Source organism: Dyella solisilvae (genome assembly GCF_003351225.1).
Lineage (GTDB): Bacteria > Pseudomonadota > Gammaproteobacteria > Xanthomonadales > Rhodanobacteraceae > Dyella > Dyella solisilvae.
In genome coordinates this window covers 1,276,824-1,295,185 of the sequence record NZ_QQSY01000001.1, presented here as the reverse complement: position 1 = coordinate 1,295,185, position 18,362 = coordinate 1,276,824, and the positions used below count along the sequence as shown (strand labels likewise).

Annotated in this window: 14 protein-coding genes; 8 read left to right on the top strand and 6 right to left on the bottom strand. The window is 66.6% G+C overall.

Annotated features, from left to right (window positions below; genetic code table 11):
* Window positions 1–101: 101 nt before the first annotated feature.
* Entirely contained in the window at window positions 102–926 is an 825-nt protein-coding gene (prmC, locus tag DVT68_RS05695) for a peptide chain release factor N(5)-glutamine methyltransferase (protein WP_114824024.1), read from the top strand.
* 161 nt (window positions 927–1,087) lie between these two features.
* Entirely contained in the window at window positions 1,088–3,427 is a 2,340-nt protein-coding gene (locus DVT68_RS05690) for a TonB-dependent receptor (protein WP_114824023.1), read from the top strand.
* Window positions 3,428–3,466: 39 nt separating this feature from the next.
* Here the strand turns inward: DVT68_RS05690 and dxs are convergent, their stop codons facing one another.
* Entirely contained in the window at window positions 3,467–5,356 is a 1,890-nt protein-coding gene (gene dxs, locus DVT68_RS05685) for a 1-deoxy-D-xylulose-5-phosphate synthase (protein WP_114824022.1), read from the bottom strand.
* A gap of 135 nt (window positions 5,357–5,491) precedes the next feature.
* A complete protein-coding gene (locus DVT68_RS05680) occupies window positions 5,492–6,097 on the bottom strand; it encodes an HNH endonuclease (protein WP_114824021.1) in 606 nt (201 codons plus the stop codon).
* 255 nt (window positions 6,098–6,352) lie between these two features.
* On the opposite strand from DVT68_RS05680, the gene DVT68_RS05675 reads away from it, so the two are divergent.
* Both DVT68_RS05675 and DVT68_RS05670 read left to right on the top strand, forming a co-directional pair.
* The gene (locus tag DVT68_RS05675) at window positions 6,353–7,120 is read left to right on the top strand and encodes a SapC family protein (protein WP_114824020.1); all 768 of its coding nucleotides are present in this window, start codon (window positions 6,353–6,355) and stop codon (window positions 7,118–7,120) included.
* A gap of 202 nt (window positions 7,121–7,322) precedes the next feature.
* Window positions 7,323–7,748: an ester cyclase gene (locus DVT68_RS05670; RefSeq protein WP_199535959.1), complete on the top strand. Its 426-nt coding sequence runs from the start codon at window positions 7,323–7,325 to the stop codon at window positions 7,746–7,748.
* Here DVT68_RS05670 and DVT68_RS05665 read toward each other — a convergent pair.
* Both DVT68_RS05665 and DVT68_RS05660 read right to left on the bottom strand, forming a co-directional pair.
* The gene (locus DVT68_RS05665; RefSeq protein ID WP_114824018.1) at window positions 7,721–8,443 is read right to left on the bottom strand and encodes a DUF899 family protein; all 723 of its coding nucleotides are present in this window, start codon (window positions 8,441–8,443) and stop codon (window positions 7,721–7,723) included. The two genes, DVT68_RS05670 and DVT68_RS05665, sit on opposite strands and share 28 nt — an antisense overlap.
* A 67-nt stretch (window positions 8,444–8,510) precedes the next feature.
* Window positions 8,511–8,984 carry a GNAT family N-acetyltransferase gene (locus DVT68_RS05660; protein ID WP_114824017.1) on the bottom strand — a complete coding sequence of 158 codons (474 nt, stop codon included), beginning with the start codon at window positions 8,982–8,984 and terminating at the stop codon, window positions 8,511–8,513.
* Between the two features lie 338 nt (window positions 8,985–9,322).
* On the opposite strand from DVT68_RS05660, the gene DVT68_RS05655 reads away from it, so the two are divergent.
* The 4 genes from DVT68_RS05655 to DVT68_RS05640 all read left to right on the top strand — a co-directional run bounded on the left by DVT68_RS05655 (window position 9,323) and on the right by DVT68_RS05640 (window position 16,086).
* Complete coding sequence (locus DVT68_RS05655) at window positions 9,323–11,320, top strand: OPT family oligopeptide transporter (protein ID WP_114824016.1); 1,998 nt, start codon at window positions 9,323–9,325, stop codon at window positions 11,318–11,320.
* Window positions 11,321–11,530: 210 nt separating this feature from the next.
* Complete coding sequence (gene mprF, locus DVT68_RS05650; RefSeq protein WP_114824015.1) at window positions 11,531–14,074, top strand: bifunctional lysylphosphatidylglycerol flippase/synthetase MprF; 2,544 nt, start codon at window positions 11,531–11,533, stop codon at window positions 14,072–14,074.
* A 17-nt stretch (window positions 14,075–14,091) separates the two neighbouring features.
* Window positions 14,092–14,868 carry an AcvB/VirJ family lysyl-phosphatidylglycerol hydrolase gene (locus tag DVT68_RS05645; RefSeq protein WP_233523388.1) on the top strand — a complete coding sequence of 259 codons (777 nt, stop codon included), beginning with the start codon at window positions 14,092–14,094 and terminating at the stop codon, window positions 14,866–14,868.
* 27 nt (window positions 14,869–14,895) lie between these two features.
* Window positions 14,896–16,086, top strand: coding sequence for an acyltransferase family protein (locus tag DVT68_RS05640; protein ID WP_233523354.1), 1,191 nt, complete (start codon window positions 14,896–14,898; stop codon window positions 16,084–16,086).
* On the opposite strand, the gene DVT68_RS05635 is transcribed toward DVT68_RS05640, so the two are convergent.
* Window positions 16,068–17,393 (bottom strand): NCS2 family permease, encoded by a 1,326-nt coding sequence (locus tag DVT68_RS05635; RefSeq protein ID WP_425477433.1) that lies wholly within the window; start codon window positions 17,391–17,393, stop codon window positions 16,068–16,070. The genes DVT68_RS05640 and DVT68_RS05635 overlap by 19 nt on opposite strands.
* Window positions 17,394–17,492: 99 nt before the next feature.
* Window positions 17,493–18,305, bottom strand: a complete 813-nt coding sequence (gene pyrF, locus DVT68_RS05630; RefSeq protein ID WP_114824012.1) for an orotidine-5'-phosphate decarboxylase — start codon at window positions 18,303–18,305, stop codon at window positions 17,493–17,495.
* Window positions 18,306–18,362 lie beyond the last annotated feature (57 nt).

Here is an 18,362-nt window from a genome sequence, read left to right as displayed (position 1 = left end):
CGTGCAGGCTCTACACTGTCGCTCTCCCATATTGCTGGACGCTGCCATGTCACCTCGATCGCGCCACACCGCTCGCTGCCCAAGGCTCAAGGCGCGTACGCGTGGCTGAGGTGCGACAGGCATTGGTGGCGGCCGCCACCAGTCTCGGCGACCGGCTGGAGGCGGAGGTGCTGCTGGCGCATGCGCTGGGCAAGCCGCGCAGCTGGCTGATCGCCCATGCCACCGATGCGCTGGAGCCCACGCTGGCGGAGGCGTTCGAAGCGCTCGTGCAACGACGCCGAGCAGGCGAGCCGGTGGCCTATATCACCGGGCGCCGTGGATTCTGGTCGCTCGAGCTGGAAGTGACGCCGGCCACGCTGATTCCGCGTCCCGAGACGGAGCTGCTGGTCGAGCTGGCGTTGCAGCGCATGCCGCCCAACGGCCGCGTGGCCGATCTCGGCACGGGCAGCGGCGCCATCGCGTTGGCGATCGCGCGTGAGTGCCCGCGGGCGCAGGTGGTGGCCACTGATGCCAGCGCGGACGCGCTGATGGTCGCCGCGCGCAATGCCGAGCGCCTGGGCATCGCGAATGTCGAGTTCGTCCATGGCGACTGGTTGGCGCCGTTGGATGGCCGATGCTTTGACCTGATCGTTTCCAACCCGCCTTACATCGAGGCCGGCGATCCGCACTTGGGAGAGGGTGACCTTCGCCATGAACCTGCCAGTGCGTTGTCCTCAGGCCCCGACGGGCTCGACGACATTCGCCGCATCGTCGCGGATGCGCGAGGGCGACTGGCGCTTGGTGGCTGGCTGATGATGGAGCACGGCTGGAACCAGGGCGACGCGGTTCGCGCCATCCTGGCGGCGGCCGGCTATCGCGAGGTCTTCACCGCGCAGGACCTGGAGCAGCGCGACCGCGTGAGTGGCGGTGCATCGTCGGGTGCTTGAAAGTCGCTGGCCGTCGCGTCGGGCTTCCGACTGACGGCCAAGCGCCGTTCTTGCGGGTTGGGCCTGTGGTAGGCGTACACTGCAGTCACTCGTGAGAAGTCGATGCCCGGCGGCAGGGCGCTCCACCGGGTATACGTGCCACCCGTGAGGGGAGAGGCTTCATGCCTGTTCGTGTGCGTGGATCCAGCCGTCCTGTCCGCCGTGCATGTCGCCATCGCCTGGCGGGCGTGCTGCTCGCCTTGTGGCCGTGGTCGCTGTTTGCGCAACAGGTTGCCGACAACCCGGCGCCGCAGACGCCTCCATCGTCACCGTCCAAAGCGGCCGCCAAAGCGACCCAGCCGCCCAAGCGGGTGGTGACCCTGGGCGAGGTGGTGGTCTCGGCGAATCGCCGTCGCGAGCCCTCGCGCGAAGTCCCCATGCATGTCGACGTGGTGCCGGCCGAGCAGTTGCAGCAGATCGGCGCCAAGACCATGAACGACTACGTGTCGTACCAGCCCGGCGTGTTCCTCGCCAGCCAGGGCGGCACCGGACAGGGCATGCTGGTGATGCGCGGCGTGTCCACCGGCAACCAGACCAGCCCGACCGTCTCGGTCTACATCGACGACGTTCCGGTGGGGGGCAGCACCGTGTATGCCGCCGCCGCCACCTTCCTGATCGACCCGGTGCTGCTGGATCTCGACCATATCGAGTTCCTGTATGGACCGCAGGGCACCTTGTACGGCGCCGGCTCGATGGGCGGCCTGCTCAAGTACGTCACGCGGCAGCCGGACGCCAGTGGCGTGTCAGGCAACGTGGGTACCGATCTATCCAGCACCGAGCATGGCGGTTTCAATTACTCCGTGCGCGGCACGCTCAATGTGCCGCTGGTGAAGGACGTGGCGGCGCTTCGCCTGAGCGTCATCGACGACCACACGGCAGGTGTGTACAACGCCGTGGGCAAGGTGACTGCTGACGGCATCGATCGCACGCACACCCAGGGCGTGCGTGCGCAGATCCAGGTCGACCCCACCGACAAGCTCAGCTTCAACCTCAGCGCCCTCGCGCAGAGGATCGCCGCCGACGGTCTTTCCATGGCCGACTACAACCTGCAAGGCCAGCCGATCTCCGGTGGGCCGTACAACCGTAGCCTCAACCATCGCGAGCCGTTCACGCAGGAACTTCAGCTGTATTCCTTCCGCGCCGCGTACGACTTCGGCTGGTCCACGCTGGACTGGATCAGCGCCTACCAGGTCTTCACCAATTACAGCGTGCAGGACTATCCGGATGGATTCCTGAACCTGCTGAACGAGCTGGGCTCATCCTTCGGCGTCGACCAGACGCTGCAAAACCTCTACGTGGATTCCGTGATCAACGTGCACAAGTCCACGCAGGAGATCCGCCTCACCTCGCCCAAGGGCGAAACCTTCGACTGGCTCGGCGGCTTGTGGCTGAACCGGGAGGATGCGTGGGAGGATTACGCACTGGTCGGTGACAACCTCAACGTGCCCGGACGCACCTACCTCATCCAGCAGCACACCAGTTCTCGCTTCGAGGAGTACGCCGGGTACGGCGATATCACCTGGCACATCACGCCCGAGTGGGATCTTGCCGCGGGCGCCCGCATCAGTGGCGACAGCCAGCGGCTGGCCAGCCAGGAAGAGGGCGCGGCGGCGGGGCGGCCGGGTGGCTTCAGCATCAGCACGAGCAGTTCGGACACCACCGGCATGATCACCGGCACGTGGAAGCCGAATACCACCAACAGCTTTTATGCGCGCGTATCGACGGGCTACCGTCCCGGCGGCCTGCAGGCGCCGCTGCTGAGCAGCGTGGTCGGACCGGTGCCGGCTGGCGCCACCGACACCTTCGGCTCGGACAAGCTGCAGAGCTACGAGATCGGCTACAAGGGCAGTCATCTGGACGGCCATTTGAATGTTGGCGTGAGCGCCTACGACATCGAGTGGCACAACATGCAGCTGATCACCTTCGCGCTGGGCAACCAGGTCATCGAGAACGCTGGTGATGCGCGCGTGGGTGGCGTGGAGGCGCAGCTTGGCTATGACACCGGGCCGTGGAACTTCCACCTGGCCGGCGCCTACACTGATGCGCGGACCCTGCAGAGCAATCCCGAGATAGGCATCCGCGAGGGCGCGCCGCTGCCGTACTCGGCCAAGATCACCGGCACGCTGAGCACGCGCTATCAGTTCCAGTTGGGCGGCTACGGCGCCTACGTCGCGGCGACCGAGCGCGCATCCACCGTGCGCCATGCCGGCTTTGAAGGCAATGACAGCGACCCGGACTTCCGCCTGCCGGGATTCGGCCTGCTCGACCTCAACGGCGGTGTCGCGCTGGACCACGGCATCACCGTGGATCTGTATGTGCGCAACGCGCTGAACCGTCGCGTCGCGATGGGCACGCTCAATGCGCAGGCGATCAATTTCCTGGCCACGCTGGGTGGACCGATGCTGGTGCAGCAGTCCACGCCACGCACCATTGGCGTGTCGTTCAACATGCCATTCCGTTGACGCTGCCGGGGCGGCGTGCGCGGCCCCGGCGGAGCGCGATCAGGCGCTGACCTGGCTCAGGTTGCCGACGTGAGGGAAGCGCGCACGGATGGCGCGGCGAATCCCGGGCAGGTCCAGGCCGGCCATGGTCAGGACTTCCTCGCGGCTGCCGTGCTCGAGGTACGCGTCGGGCAGGCCCAGGTGCAGGATCGGCTTGACGATGCCGTGTGAGGCCAGGCATTCGGCCACGCCGCTGCCGGCGCCGCCGGCGATGGCGTTGTCTTCCAGTGTCACGAAGGCGTCGTGGGTCTTGGCCAGCTCGAGGATCATCGCCTCGTCCAGCGGCTTCACGAAGCGCATGTTGACCAGCGTGGCGTCCAGTTCCCCGGCAATCGTGGTCGCCGGCGCCAGCATGGCGCCGAAGCTGAGCAGCGCCAGGCCGCGTCCGCGGCGGCGCAGTTCGGCCTTGCCGATCGGCAGCGCCTCCAGTTCCTTGCTCAGTGGCACGCCGGGGCCGGTGCCACGCGGGTAGCGGATGGCGGCCGGGCCGTGATGCTGGAAACCGGTGGTGAGCATCATGCGGCACTCGTTCTCGTCGGCCGGCGCCATGATCACCATGTTGGGCAGGCAGCGCAGGAACGAGAGGTCGAAGCTGCCCGAATGCGTGGCGCCGTCAGGGCCGACCACGCCCGCGCGATCGATCGCGAAGGTGACGTCCAGGTTCTGCAACGCCACGTCGTGGATGGCCTGGTCATAGGCGCGCTGCAGGAAGGTGGAGTAGATCGCCACCACCGGCTTGGCGCCTTCGCAGGCCATGCCGGCGGCCAGCGTCACCGCGTGCTGCTCTGCGATCGCCACGTCGAAATAGCGTTCCGGAAATTCCCTGGAGAAGCGCACCAGGCCCGAGCCTTCGCGCATGGCGGGCGTGATGCCCAGCAAGCGCTCGTCCTCGGCCGCCTGGTCGCACAACCAGTCGCCGAAGATGTCGGTGTAGGTCGGCTTGGACGGGCCGGACTTCTTGACCAGACCCGCCTGCGGGTCGAACGGGCCGACCGCGTGGTATTCGATCTGCGCCTGTTCGGCGGGCGCGTAGCCCTTGCCCTTGGTGGTGATCACGTGCAGCAACTGCGGGCCGGGCAGGTCCTTCACCGTGCGCAGCGCATGCAGCAGCTGCGGCAAGTTGTGGCCGTCGATCGGGCCGGTGTAGTGGAAGCCCAGTTCCTCGAACAGCGTGCTCGGAACGAACATGCCCTTGGCGTGCTCTTCCCAGCGCTTGAAGAAGCGGCCGAACAGCGACTGCTTCGGGATCGCGCGCTTGGCCCGTTCGCGCCACTGGTTGAGCGTGCGGCTGGACATGGCGCGTCCGGCCATCTTGGTCAGCGCGCCCACGTTTTCGCTGATCGACATGCCGTTGTCGTTGAACACGACCAGCATGTTCGGCTCCACGTCGCCGCCGTGATTGAGCGCCTCGAACGCCATGCCGGCGGTCATCGCGCCGTCGCCGATCACCGCCACGAACTTGCGCGGATCGCCCTTGCGCTGGGCGGCGATGGCCATGCCCAGGGCGGCCGAGATCGAGGTGGAGGAATGACCGACGCCGAAGGTGTCGTATTCGCTCTCCTCGCGGCGAGGGAACGGGGCCAGGCCGTCCTTTTTCTTGATCGTGGTGATGCGATCGCGGCGGCCGGTGAGAATCTTGTGCGGGTAGCACTGGTGGCCGACGTCCCAGACGAGGCGGTCCGTGGGCGTGTCGAACACATGGTGCAGCGCCACGGTCAGTTCCACCACGCCCAGGCCCGCGCCGAAATGGCCGCCGGAGCTGGCCACGGCCTCGATCAGGTACTGGCGCAGCTCGTCGGCGACGGCAGGCAGCTCCTCGTCGGAGATGCGGCGCAGGTCGGCCGGCGTATCAATGGTCGCCAGATGGGGGAAGCGGGACAGATCGTTCATCTGCGTATTGTTGAACCTGCCGGGAGGCTGAGCAAGGGCGGTTCTGTGAAAACTTGCGGACGAACGGAGACTTGCAGTCACTCGCGCACGCCGTGGATGGCGTCAGACGGCCATCTCACGGGGGAGGACAGGCGCTCAGGACGCCATGTGTTCGCGGCGATCGCGGGGCAGGTGGTTGACCAGGAATTCCATCTGGTCGGCCAGGATGTTGCGGTTGGACAGGATCAGGTGCTCGACCCAGCTCGGCCGGTAGGGCACCGCCAGCAGCGGCATGTTGGCCTGCTGCGGCGTGCGGTTGGCCTTCCTCAAGTTGCAGGCCAGGCAGGCGCTGACCACGTTCTCCCAGGTGTCCTTGCCGCGCTTGGATATCGGCAGCACATGGTCGCGGGTGAGCTCGCCGCGGCTGAAGCGTTCGCCGCAGTACAGGCACAGGAAACGGTCGCGGGCGAACAGGGCCGTGTTGGTGAGCGCGGGCGCCGGGTCGATCGCGTGGTCGCGGCAGTGGCCGGTGCTGGCGATGATGGGGTGCAGCGACAGCTTGCTCTGCTCGCCGCTGATCCGGTTGTGGCCGCCGTGCACGGTGAGGCAAGGGTCGCCGAGGGTCCAGGCGACGGCATCGCGGACGTAAAGGCAAACCGCCTCCTGCCAGCTGATCCAATCGAGAATGCGGCCAGCGGCGTCCAGCGAAAGCACGCGGGTCGAATGAAGATCGACGACGCGGCCGGGAACTTCCATCAGCATGCAAAACCGTCCTTCAACCCAGGGGAATGAACGTTCGGGCGATGCAACGATGCTCGTGTGCCGCCGAGCATAGACCATATCCATGACAGAACACACGCAAATGGTTGTCCCCGTTGGGAGAACCGGACGTGAGCGGGGGGCTTCGCGGGGCTCGCCGGGCGCTGATATAGTGTCCATTCATCTGTAGACCCGGGGCCGGGTTTGGGAGGGGGAGCCTGGGTGGCGACCCCGGCACGGCAGGGGAGAGGTAGTAACGTGGCTGAAGTTCTTTTCTACGAGCGTCCTGTACCGCTCAACCGCACCGAACACAAAGACCTGCGCATCAAGCCCATGCCGAACCTGAAGTTCGCCGGCACGGTGCACTCGGTGCCCCTCACTGGCGTCGAATTCGCGGCTGCGGCGCGCGACCTGCCGGTGCTGTTCGGTGGCAACTCGGTGGAAGACGCCGGCCCGATGGCGCTGCTTGGCATGCGCCAGAACGAGAATCTGTTCATCGACGCCGATGGCCGCTGGGAACCGAACACCTACATCCCGGCCTTCATCCGCCGCTATCCGTTCGTGCTGGCCGAGAAGCCGGCAGGCGCCGAAGGCGATGACTTCACCGTTTTCCTGGACGAGGCCTACGAAGGCTTCGGCACCGTGGAAGGCGACCGCCTGTTCAAGGAAGACGGCACCGACACCGAGATGCTGGTGAACGCGGTGAAGTTCCTAGGCGAATTCCAGCAGCACGTGGGCCGCACCCAGTGGTTCATGGACCAGCTGCGCAAGCACAACCTGCTTGAGCCGCGCAATATCCGCATGTCCAAGCAGGACGGCCAGTCGATCGCCCTCAATGGCCTGTTCGTGGTCAACGAGGAAAAGCTGCGCCAGCTGGACAAGGAAACCGCGTACGAATTCGCCCGCGAGGGCGTGTACGGCTGGATCTATGCGCACCTGCTGTCGCTGCCGAACATCGAACGCGTGGCCCAGCGCCTGAGCCAGCGCGAGCAGGCCGAAGAGGCCGCTGCCGCACTCAAGAACTGAGGCGCCGGCGTCGCGGCATCGAGCGATGCCGCGACGCCATTCACGCGACGCGCAAGGCGTCGCGCGGACCGCGCCCCCTGGCGCTGTCCTCACGTCTTCCACGCACGGGCGGGCGATATGCTTGCCGCCGCGAATGCCCGGCGTATCCCTCCCGTCCCTGCTGGGGCGGGCGTCAGGGCGTCCGTGCAACGGGGGCAGTGGCGTGTCCGAGCAGAACAAGCGCGTGGTAATGGCCTACGTGGACGCCTTCAATCGAGGCGACCTCGACGGGGTGTGCGCCCTGTTCGCCGGCGATGCACTCATCCACGGCGTCTTGGGCTGGGGCGGACTCGAGGCCGCGCGCCCGATCTGGGGCGACCTGATGCGCTGCTTCCAGGTGAGTCTGGAAGTGGATGGGGTGGTGTCCGAAGGTGATGCGGTAGCCGTCCGCTACACCGAGCGCGGCCGCTCGGTGGCTGCCTTCCGCGGCGGTCCGGTCACCGGACGGGACTATGAGTTGATCGCGATCGAGTGGTTCGTGGTCAAGGAAGGACACATCGAGCGCCGCTGGGGTGTGCGCGACGCCTCCTCGATGTTTCGCCAGATGGGCTTGCCGACGCCCTATGACGAGGCGTGGCCCGCGTCGTAGCGCAGGCTCGGGCGCCAGTCCGCGCCGCGCCCGCCCGGCGTGCAGTCCAGCAGGTTCCACAGCGGCCAGATGGCGTCGACATGGCGCGGATCCTGGCCCGCTTCGGTGGCGACGAACATCAGCTCGCTGCACCAGGTGTGGTGGATCTGGCCGTTGCGTCGCACGAACACATTCAGCGCTGGAATCTGGCGGCCGTCGGCGCTCTCTCCGTGATAGTCGGCGTTGTAGGTGTTGTGCGCGGACGACAGCAGGTGCAACTGGCGCCAGCCGCGCTCGCGGGCGAAATGCCGAATTCGCTGGATCGGCGATTTGGCCACCACCGCGACGTTGATGCGCTGGCGCAGGTGCGGCATCTCGCCGTCGAGCGCATCCAGGATGGACGAGCACGACGGGCAGGGCTGCGCCATCGCAGGGCCGTACATGAAGCTGTAGATGGCCAGGGTGTCCTTGCCTTCCTCGAACAGGTCCGACAGGCGCAGCTGGCGTTCGATGTCGGTATCGAACGGCGTATCGCCTTCGTCGTCGAAGTGGTAATCCACCGGCGCCTCGCCACCGAGCGGAAGCGCCCGGCGCAGCGCGGCGGTGGCCTCGACCTGGCGGCGCAGTTCGATTTCGGCCCGAAGCAGACGGTCGCGCGCAGTGCGATAGGCGGGGCTTTCGCCGGGGAAGCGTACGGCATGCAGCGGCTCGTTCATGATCGCCTCCGGACATGCAGTGGCCGTGTGCGCCACGGCCAGGCGTCTCTCCCCGGCAAGCCGGGTTTTAGCGAACGGGCTTGGCCAGCCGCAGCAGGTCGGCGGCGTAGCCCGCGTTCTCGTAAATCGCCCGCGCTCGCTCGTTGCCGGGGAACACCGCCAGCGTCACCAGCTGGCAGCGGTGTTCGCGCGCCCAGGCCTCGGCGTGCTCGAGCAGGGCGCGACCCACGCCCCGGCCCTCTTGCGGCTCGGCCACGGCGAGGTCGGAGATGTGGCAATTGTTGCGCCCGGTGAAATAGTCCTGCGTCTTCTGCAGGTGGATGAAGCCGACCGGCTCACCGTCGTCGTCCTCGGCCACGAACAGGTAACTGTTGGCCGGCTGCTCGTCGAGATGGCGCCGCAGGTCGTTGCGTATGCCTTCGATGCACTCGTGCCGTCGCCGCCAGGGCGGCAGGCTGAAATCCACGAAGCGGGGCACCAGGCCGAGGATGAAGTCATCGTCGTCTTCGGCCAGACGGATCAAGTACGTGGCATCGCTCATGCGGGCTGAACCGGACTTGCGAAAAGAGGTTTGCCGTTTCTACACCTTGGGTGGCCAGGATGGTAGTCCTCATCGGAGCGATGCCTGCGCCGCGGCGGCCTGCCGCCACAGGGAAGGCGCGAATGCGGCCCCTCGCCCGGTCCGGGTTTGCCACTTCGCCACGTCGCGTCACCGCAGGGCCGGAAGAGCCAAACCAACCGCTGATTCGTCCCCAGGCGAGCGCAAAAACCATTGCGTATCCCCCCAAATGCGGCAACCCTACGCGCTGGCCCACCCGCGGGAGGGGCCGTCGTATCCATGGACCACCAGGGGACCACCAACATGACGGGTATCAACTCGTGAGCGGCAACCATCCCGGCGCCGAGGTGCGCAAAGAGCTGACCTTCCGCGGTCTGATCCTGGGCGTGGTGATCACGGTGGTGTTCACCGCGGCCAACGTCTTCTTCGGTCTCAAGGCCGGCCTCACCTTCGCCACCTCGATCCCGGCGGCGGTGATCTCGATGGCCCTGCTGCGCGGGTTCAAGGACTCGACCATCCAGGAAAACAACGTCGTGCAGACCATCGCTTCGGCGGCGGGCACGCTGTCGTCGATCATCTTCGTGCTGCCCGGCATGATCATGATCGGCTGGTGGGCCGACTTCCCGTTCTGGACCTCGTTCGCGGTGTGCGCGCTGGGCGGCATCCTGGGCGTGATGTACTCCATCCCCCTGCGCCGTGCGCTGGTGACCACCTCCGACCTGCCGTATCCGGAAGGCCTGGCCTGCGCCGAGGTGCTCAAGGTTGGCAGCGGTGACGAAGCCGATGCGAGCAGTGTGGAAGAGGGCCGCGCAGGCTTGCTGGCCGTGCTGTGGGGCAGCATCGTCTCGGCCGTGTTCGCCGTGGTGGTGGCCACCCAGGTCTTTGCCAGCGATGTCGTGCAGTACTTCCGCGTGGGCAACAAGGGCTCGGTCAGCGGCTTCGACTTCAACCTGTCCTTTGCGCTGTTCGCCATTGGCCACCTGGTCGGCCTGTCGGTGGGCGTGGCGATGCTGATCGGCGCGCTGATCGGCTGGGGCTGGGGCGTGCCGCACTACTCGCTGCTGGGTGACATGAGCGCCTCGGTCGCTGATCTCGCGCAGGGCACCTGGAGCCACAAGGTGCGCTTCGTCGGCGCCGGCGCCATCGGCGTCTCGGCGATCTGGACCCTGGCCAAACTGGTCAAGCCCGTGATCAGCGGCCTGGCCAGCGCCATGGCCGCCTCGCGCGTGCGCAAGGCCGGCAAGGCCGACACCCTGCCGCGCACCGAGCGCGATATCCCGATCGGCATCGTTGGCCTCGTCACCCTGGCCTGCTTCGTCCCGATCGCCTGGCTGCTCGGCTATTTCGGTTCGATCAGCGGACTGGGCGACCACGTGGCGGTGCTGGCCATTGGCGGTGTGGCTTTCGTGGTGCTGATGGGCTTCTTCGTGTCGACCGTGTGCGGCTACATGGCCGGCCTGATCGGTTCGTCCAACAGCCCGCTGTCCGGCGTGGGCATCCTGGTGGTGATCGCCGCGGCGCTGCTGCTGGTGGCGTTCGTGAAGCCGCATGTCGGTCCCGAAGAAGGCAAGGCGCTGGTGGCGTTCGCGTTGTTCATCACCTCGGTGGTGTTCACCGTGGCGGCCATCGCCAACAACAACCTGCAGGATCTCAAGACCGGTCAGCTGGTGGACGCGACGCCGTGGCGCCAGCAGGTGGCGCTGGTGATCGGCGTGGTGGCCGGCGCCGCGGTGATCCCGCCGGTGCTGGACCTGCTGAACAAGGCTTACGGCTTCGTGGGCGTGGCGGGCGCGGGCGCGCATGCGCTGCCGGCGCCGCAGGCTGGCCTGATCTCGGCGCTGGCGCAGGGCGTGATCACCAACAACATCGACTGGAGCCTGATCATCACCGGCATCTGGATCGGCGTGGCGATCATCATCATCGACGAAGTGCTGCGCCGTACCACCAGGCGCCTCAGCATGCCGCCGCTGGCGGTGGGCCTGGGCATCTACCTGCCCACGGTCAGCACGCTGATGGTGGTGGTGGGCTCGATCGTCGGCTGGTACTACGACCGCCGCGCCGACCGCTCGGCCAGGCCGGAGAGCACCAAGCAGCTGGGTGTGCTGCTGGCCTCGGGCCTGATCGTGGGTGAGAGCGTGATCGGAGTGGTGATCGCATTCATCGTTGGCCTGTCCGGCAAGGGCGCGCCGCTGGCGCTGGTTGGCGACAGCTTCGCCGGCGCCGCCCAGTGGATCGGCGGCATCGCCTTCGCGGCGATCGTCTTCGTCATGTATCGCTGGGTGGCCGGCATGGCCCGCAAACTGCCCGGCAAGCCGTGATCGACCCGGTCGCGGCCGCGCCTGAGCCGGCCGCGACCAAATGTCATTCCCGCATGCCACGATCGAACAGGAGAATGCCCTGAGCGGCTATCCTAGGCGGTCGCAGCTAGAGTCCTGCGCGCTGTTCGATGTGGAGGCGGTAATCGCGTGGTGGAGCAGTCAGGGGTAGAGGCCCCGCAAACCGGAGAGACGCTGGCTCGCCCAGGCCTGATGGCCCGGATGCGCCGGCTGGCCGGCCCCCTGCTTTCCGTCGCCATGCTGTGCCTGGCCCTGTGGGCGCTGCGCCACCTGGCCAGCGAGGTCAGCTACCGCGAGGTGGCGCGCTACGTCCACGGCCTGGAGAACTACCGCCTCGCGCTGGCCGTGCTGCTCACCGCGGGCAGCTACGGCGTGATGATCCTGTACGACTGGTTCGGCCTGGCCTATATCGGCAAGCGCCTGCCGGGGCCGCAGGTCAGCTTGATCTCGTTCATCAGCTACGCGTTCAGCAACGCGCTGGGCATGGCGCTGCTGATTTCCGGCTCCATCCGGTACCGCTTCTACATCCAGGCGGGCCTGTCCACCGCGGAAGTGGCGCGGGTGGTGGTCTATTGCACGTTGAGCTTCTGGCTCGGCCTGGCCGCGCTCACCGGCGTGACCCTGCTGCTGGTGCCGGTGCCGTCCACGCTGCCGCTCGCCTCGCTGCGCCTGCCGGTGGCCAGCGTGCTCACCCTGATTCCGCTGATGTGGCTGGTGGGCAACCGGTTGCTGCGGCGTCCGCTGCGCATCTGGCGCTGGCGCATGAGCCTGCCTTCCACACTCACCGCCACCCGGCAGATACTGGTCGGCGCGGTGGACTGGGGCCTGGCCGCCTACGTGCTGTACCTGCTGATGCCCAACCAGGTCGACACCGGGTTCGGCCACTTCCTGGCGATCTTCGTGCTGGCCCAGATCGCCGGCCTGATCAGCCACGTGCCTGGCGGCTTGGGCGTGTTCGAGGCGGTGATGCTGGCGGGCTTCGGCGCGGCCGGCAACCAGGGTCTGGAGGCGCCGATCCTCGGCGCGCTGGCGGCCTACCGCCTGATCTACTACTTCCTGCCGCTGTTCGCCGCCACCGTGGTGGTGCTGTGGCGCGAGGCGCGAGGTTTGCGCCAGAAGGCGCTGCTGGCGCCGTGGTTCACCGGCCTGCTGCCGCCGTTCTTTGCTGGCCTGACCATGGTGTCGGGCGCGGTGCTGCTGTTCTCCGGCGCCACCTCGGCGCTGCCCTCGCGCATGGCGATCCTGCGCGATGTGCTGCCGCTGGCCGTGCTGGAAGTTTCCCACTTCCTGTCCAGCGTGGTCGGCATGATGTTGCTGATCCTGGCGCGCGGCCTGCAGCGCCGGCTGGACGCGGCCTATGTGCTGACCCTGGTGCTGCTGGTGCTGGGCGCGGTGCTGTCGCTGCTCAAGGGCATCGACTACGAAGAAGCCACCCTGCTGTCGCTGCTGGCGCTGGCGCTGGCGCCGGCCCACAAGCTGTTCTATCGCCGTGCGTCGCTGTTCAGCGCGAGCTTTTCCTGGGGCTGGATCATCGCCATCGTCGCGGTGTTCGTCTGTGCGGGCTGGCTGGTGGGCTTCAGCTACAAGCACGTGGAATACAGCAACAACCTGTGGTGGGAATTCAGCTTCTACCATGGCGGCGCGCCGCGAGCGCTGCGCGCGCTGGTCGGCGCGGCCGCGGCCGGCCTGTTGTTCGCGCTGGCCAACCTGATCCGGCCGGCGCCGCCGCACCTGCAGTTGCCAGGCGAACCCGAGCTGCAGAAGGCCTTGCCGCTGATCAAGCAGTACAGTTCGGCACAGGCGCACCTTGCGCTGATGGCCGACAAGACGCTGCTGTTCGACAGCGAAGACAAGGCCTTCATCATGTACGACGTGGAAGGCCGCAGCTGGGTGGCGATGGGTGACCCGGTGGGTGAGGACGAAGTCTCCCGACGCGAGCTGGTGTGGGCGTTCCGGGACCTGTGCGAGCGCGCCGGCGGCTGGCCGCTGTTCTACCAGGTGCGCCCCGAGGACCTGGACCTCTATCTCGAGGTGGGCATGAACCTGCTCAAGATCGGTGAGGAAGCGCGCGTGGAACTGGCCGGCTTCAACCTCGACGGCAAGTCCAAGAAGGTGCTGCGCAACACCGTCAACAAACTGACCCGTGAAGGCGTGCGCCTGGAGATCGTCCCATCCGAGGCGGTGCCGGCGCTGCTGCCGCGCCTGAAGCGCATCTCCGATGCATGGATGCGCGACAAGGGCGTGCGCGAGAAGGGCTTCTCGCTCGGCACCTTCGACCCGCGTTACCTCGCGCGCACGCCGATGGCGCTGGTGTGGCAGGGCGAGGAGCTGGTGGCGTTCGCCAACCTGTTTCTCACCGACACCAAGGAAGAGGCCTCGCTGGACCTCATGCGCCACCTTCCTGATGGCCCTACGGGCATCATGGATTACCTGTTCGTGGAGCTGATGCAGTGGGCCAAGGCGGAGGGTTTCCGCTGGTTCAACCTCGGCATGGCGCCGTTCTCCGGTTTGCAGAGCCGTCGCAACGCGCCGCTGTGGAGCCGCCTGGGCGCGCTGCTGTTCGGCCGTGGCGAGCGCTTTTACAACTTCCGCGGCCTGCAAAAGTACAAAGACAAGTTCGACCCCGTGTGGGAACCCCGCTACCTGGCCGTGCCCAATGGCATAGCCTTGCCGCTGGTGTTCGCCAACGTGGCGAGCCTCATTTCGGGTGGCCTCTCGGGCATGGTGCGCCGTTGAAACGAATCGTGAAATGGATGGGTCTGGTGCTGCTGATCGCAGCCGCGGTGGGTCTGTGGGCCTGGCAGCCGTGGCATCGCGCCACGCTGGACGAGTCGATCGTGATGGTGCCGGCCGCGCCGGGCGCCACACCGCTGGCTGGCCGCGACGACGTGGTGGCGATCTTCTATTCCGGCGACGGCGGCTGGCGTGACCTCGACCAGTCGCTGGGCAAGATCATTGCCTCGCATGGCATTCCGGTGATGGGCGTGAGCCTGTTGCAGTACTACTGGCGTGAGAAGGACGCGGCCCAGTCGGCGGCGGACCTGGACGCGCTGATCGCGCGCACGGTGGCGCAAACCGGCAAGCAACGCATCTGGCTGATCGGTTTCTCGTTCGGCGCCGACGTGCTGCCAACCATCGTGGGCAAGCTCAGTCCAGAAGGGCGCGCGCGCGTCGCACAGATCGTGCTGCTGTCGCCCAGCAAGGACGTGAACTTCGAAATCGAGATGGAAGGCTATATCGCGGCGCGGGAGGGCTGGTGGAAGACGCAGATGCAGGACTTCTTCCAGTGGCTCAACCCGGTCAGGCACTACGATGCGATGCCGCCGATGGTCGCGCTCGACGGTCATCCGCCGGTGGTGTGCTACTACGGCGTCAAGGACAAGGATGACACCATCTGCGCCGACCCCAAGCTGCCAATCTGGGTGAAGGTCTACCAGAAGACCGGCGACCACCACTTCGACTACAACTACGAAGGCCTGGCGCAGCAGATGATCCAGGACCTGCCGGCGGCGGCCTCCGAATCGCACTGACGATCGATGCCTTGCCAGGGAGCGGCGATGGAAAACGGCTCGGGTAACGCCAGCGGGCGCAACACGGGAATCGACCTGTTGCGCGGGCTTTCCATCCTGCTCGTCGTCCTGCATCACCTCGGCTTGCGCATTCCGCTCCGGAAAACGGCGTTGGCCGACGTGTTGCCCAAAGGGCTGCTGAGCGCGCTGAACTACAACGGCTACGAAGCCGTGTTCATCTTCTTCGTGATCTCGGGTTTCCTGATCACCAGCAACGTTTTGCGGCGTGATCGTTCGCTGGCAGGCATCGACCTGCGAGGGTTCTATGCCCGGCGCTTCTCTCGTATCGCACCCTGCCTGTTGCTGTTGGTGGGTGTGTTGAGCGTGCTGCACCTGTCCGGCGTGCAGGATTACGTCATCAAGCGGGAAGGGCAATCGCTGCCGGGCGCCGTGTTCGCCGCGCTGGGCTTTTACTTGAACCGGTACGAGGGCATCACCGGCTATCTGCCCGGCAACTGGGACGTGCTGTGGTCGCTGTCGATCGAGGAAGTGTTCTACCTCGGCTTTCCGGTCGTGTGCTTGCTGACGCGCAGGGCCGCCGTGCTCGCGCCGGTGCTCATCGTGCTTGCCTTGTCCTTGCCAGTCACGCGGTCTGCGCTGGAAGGTAACGAGATCTGGCAGGAGAAAGCCTATTTGCCCGGCATGGCGGCCATCGCCACCGGTGTGCTTGGAGCGCTGCTTGCGGCACGCTGGCCGGTCGTTGCGCGTCGCACGACGCTGCTGCTGGCCTGCCTGGGCGCCGTTGGCATGTGTTGGGTCATGTTCGACGGTGCCGGCGTGTGGGGGCTGTTGCGCAACGGCTACATGCTGGTGTTGACCGGCGCCGCGTTGTGCCTGGTGTTGGCCAGCCAGTGGAGTCGGGGTAGCCGTCCGTTGCCCGGCTTCGGTTGGCTGCGCTCGTGGGGGCGACTGAGCTACGAGATCTATCTCACCCACATGTTCGTGGTGTTTGCGGTAGTGCGGCTCTATAAGGCGGCGGGGGGCGATGCAGCGCTCGGCTTCCTTTGGTATCTGCCGGCGTTGCCGTTGTGCTGGCTGCTGGGTCGGGTGGTCGAGCGCAGCATCTCCGTGCCTGCGGAGCGCTGGCTGCGCGGGCAAATGCTGTCTTCGGCGGCTGTTTCGGCAGCGCTGTCCGAACAGGCGCTTCCTTGCGGACGCGTCTACGAGAAAAACACGTAACGCACCAGAAACAACAGTGCTACCACCCAGGTGGCCGCATGGACGTCGCGCATGCGTCCGGTGAAGAGCTTCAGCACGGCGTGGCTGATGAAGCCGAAGGCCAGGCCGTTGGCGATGGAATAGGTGAACGGCATCACCAGCGCAGCCAGTGCGGCAGGCACGGCTTCGGTGTGGTCGTCCCAGTGCACGTGGACCAGTTCGCGCAGCATCAGGCCCGCCACATAGAGAAGCGCGGGCGCCGTGGCATAGGTGGGCACGGCCGAGGCAAGCGGCGCCAGCACCAGCGAAGCCAGAAACAGCAGGGCGATGACGAGCGCGGTAAGCCCGGTGCGCCCTCCCGCCTGTACGCCAGATGCGCTTTCGACATATGCGGTCGTGCTGCTGGTGCCGAGCAGCGACCCGGCCAGGATGGCGATGCTGTCGGCAAACAATGCGCGGCCTAGTCGCTGCTTGTGCGAACCCTGTGAAAGATGAGCGTGTTGGGTGATGCCCATCAGCGTCCCGGTGGCGTCGAACATCTCGACCAGCACGAAGACGAGCACCACCTGAAAGAAGCCGTGGTGTATCGCGCCACGTATATCCAGCGCGAGGAAGGTGGGGGCAAGACTGGGTGGCCTGGAGAACACGCCGACGAACTGCGCGTGACCGGTGGCGAAGCTGCCAAAGGTCACGACCAGAATGCCGATGAGGATGGCGCCGCGCACCTTGAGCGCATCGAGCACGGCAATGACGAAGAAGCCGCCAATGGCAAGCAATACCTGCGGCTCATGCAGGTCGCCCAGCCTGACTTTGGTGACAGGGTCGGCGGCGATGATGCCGGCGTTGCCCAGGGCGATGATGGCGAGGAAGAGTCCAATGCCGGCGGCGATCGAGCAACGCAGTGAGTGAGGTATGCCAGCGATCAGCCAGCGTCGTATGCCGGTGGCGCTGAATAGCACGAACACGCACCCGGAAATGAAGACGGCGCCTAGAGCCTGCTGCCAGGTGTAGCCCATGGCGGTGACCACGGTGTAGGCAAAGAAGGCATTCAGGCCCATGCCCGGCGCCATCCCCACCGGATAGTTGGCCACCAGCGCCATGATCAGCGAACCGATCGCGGCGGCAAGACACGTGGCGGTGAATACGGCATGGCGATCCATGCCCGTGGTGCTCAGGATGTCCGGGTTGACGAAGACGATGTAGGACATCGTCAGGAAGGTGGTCAACCCGGCGATGACCTCCGTGCGCACGGTCGTTTCGTGCTCTTTCAACTTGAAGAGGCGCTGCAGCATGGCGTAGGTCGCCTGTGCGGGGAGGCTGCCGCGCATGGTATCGAAGCCAGCGCGTTGCGTGCTGACGAGCGACAGGGGATGCCAGTTGATCGACTGTCCGACCCCGCCGCGTCCGGGCGGGGTGGATGTCGGGGATCAGCGGTAGCGGTTGATCGTGTCGCGCAGCTCGATCGCTGCGGCGCGCGCCGCCTGGGCGAAGTCCTCGCCGTTGCCGGCGTAAAGGATGGCGCGCGAGGAGGAGATCATCAGCCCAGTGCCGTTCGCGCTGCGGCCATGCTTCAGCACAGCCTCCACGTCGCCGCCCTGGGCGCCGATACCCGGCACCAGTAGCGGCATGTCGCCAACGATGGCGCGCACCTTGCCCAGTTCCTCCGGCCAGGTGGCGCCGGTCACCAGCGCGCAATTGCCGTGGCCGTTCCAGTCGCGGGCGATGGTCTCGGCCACGCGCAGGTACAGCGGCAGGCCGCCGCAGTCCAGCGCCTGGAAATCCGCGCCGCCCGGGTTGGAAGTGCGGCACAGCAGGATCACGCCCTTGTCGGCGCGATCAAGAAAAGGCTGGATGGAGTCGCGGCCCAGGTACGGGTTGAGCGTCACCGCATCGGCGCCGAAGCGCTCGAACGCTTCGGTGACGTAGTGCTGGGCGGTGCTGCCGATGTCGCCGCGCTTGGCGTCGAGGATCACCGGCACGCCCGGGTGCTTCGCGTGGATGTGCGCGATCAGGCGCTCCAGCGCGTCTTCCGCACGCAGCGCGGCGAAGTGCGCGATCTGCGGCTTGTAGCTGGACACCACGTCGGCGGTGGCGTCGACGATGTCGCGGCAGAACTCGAACACCGCGTCAGCGCGGCCCTTGAGGTGCGCGGGAAACTTGGCCGGCTCCGGATCGAGTCCGACGCAGACGAGGGAGTTGTGGCGGGCCCATGCCTGTTGCAGGGATTGCATGAAGTGCATGGTCTGTCTCCTTGCCTCGGTCCAATCCCTCGCCCCTCCGGGGAGAGGGTAGGGTGA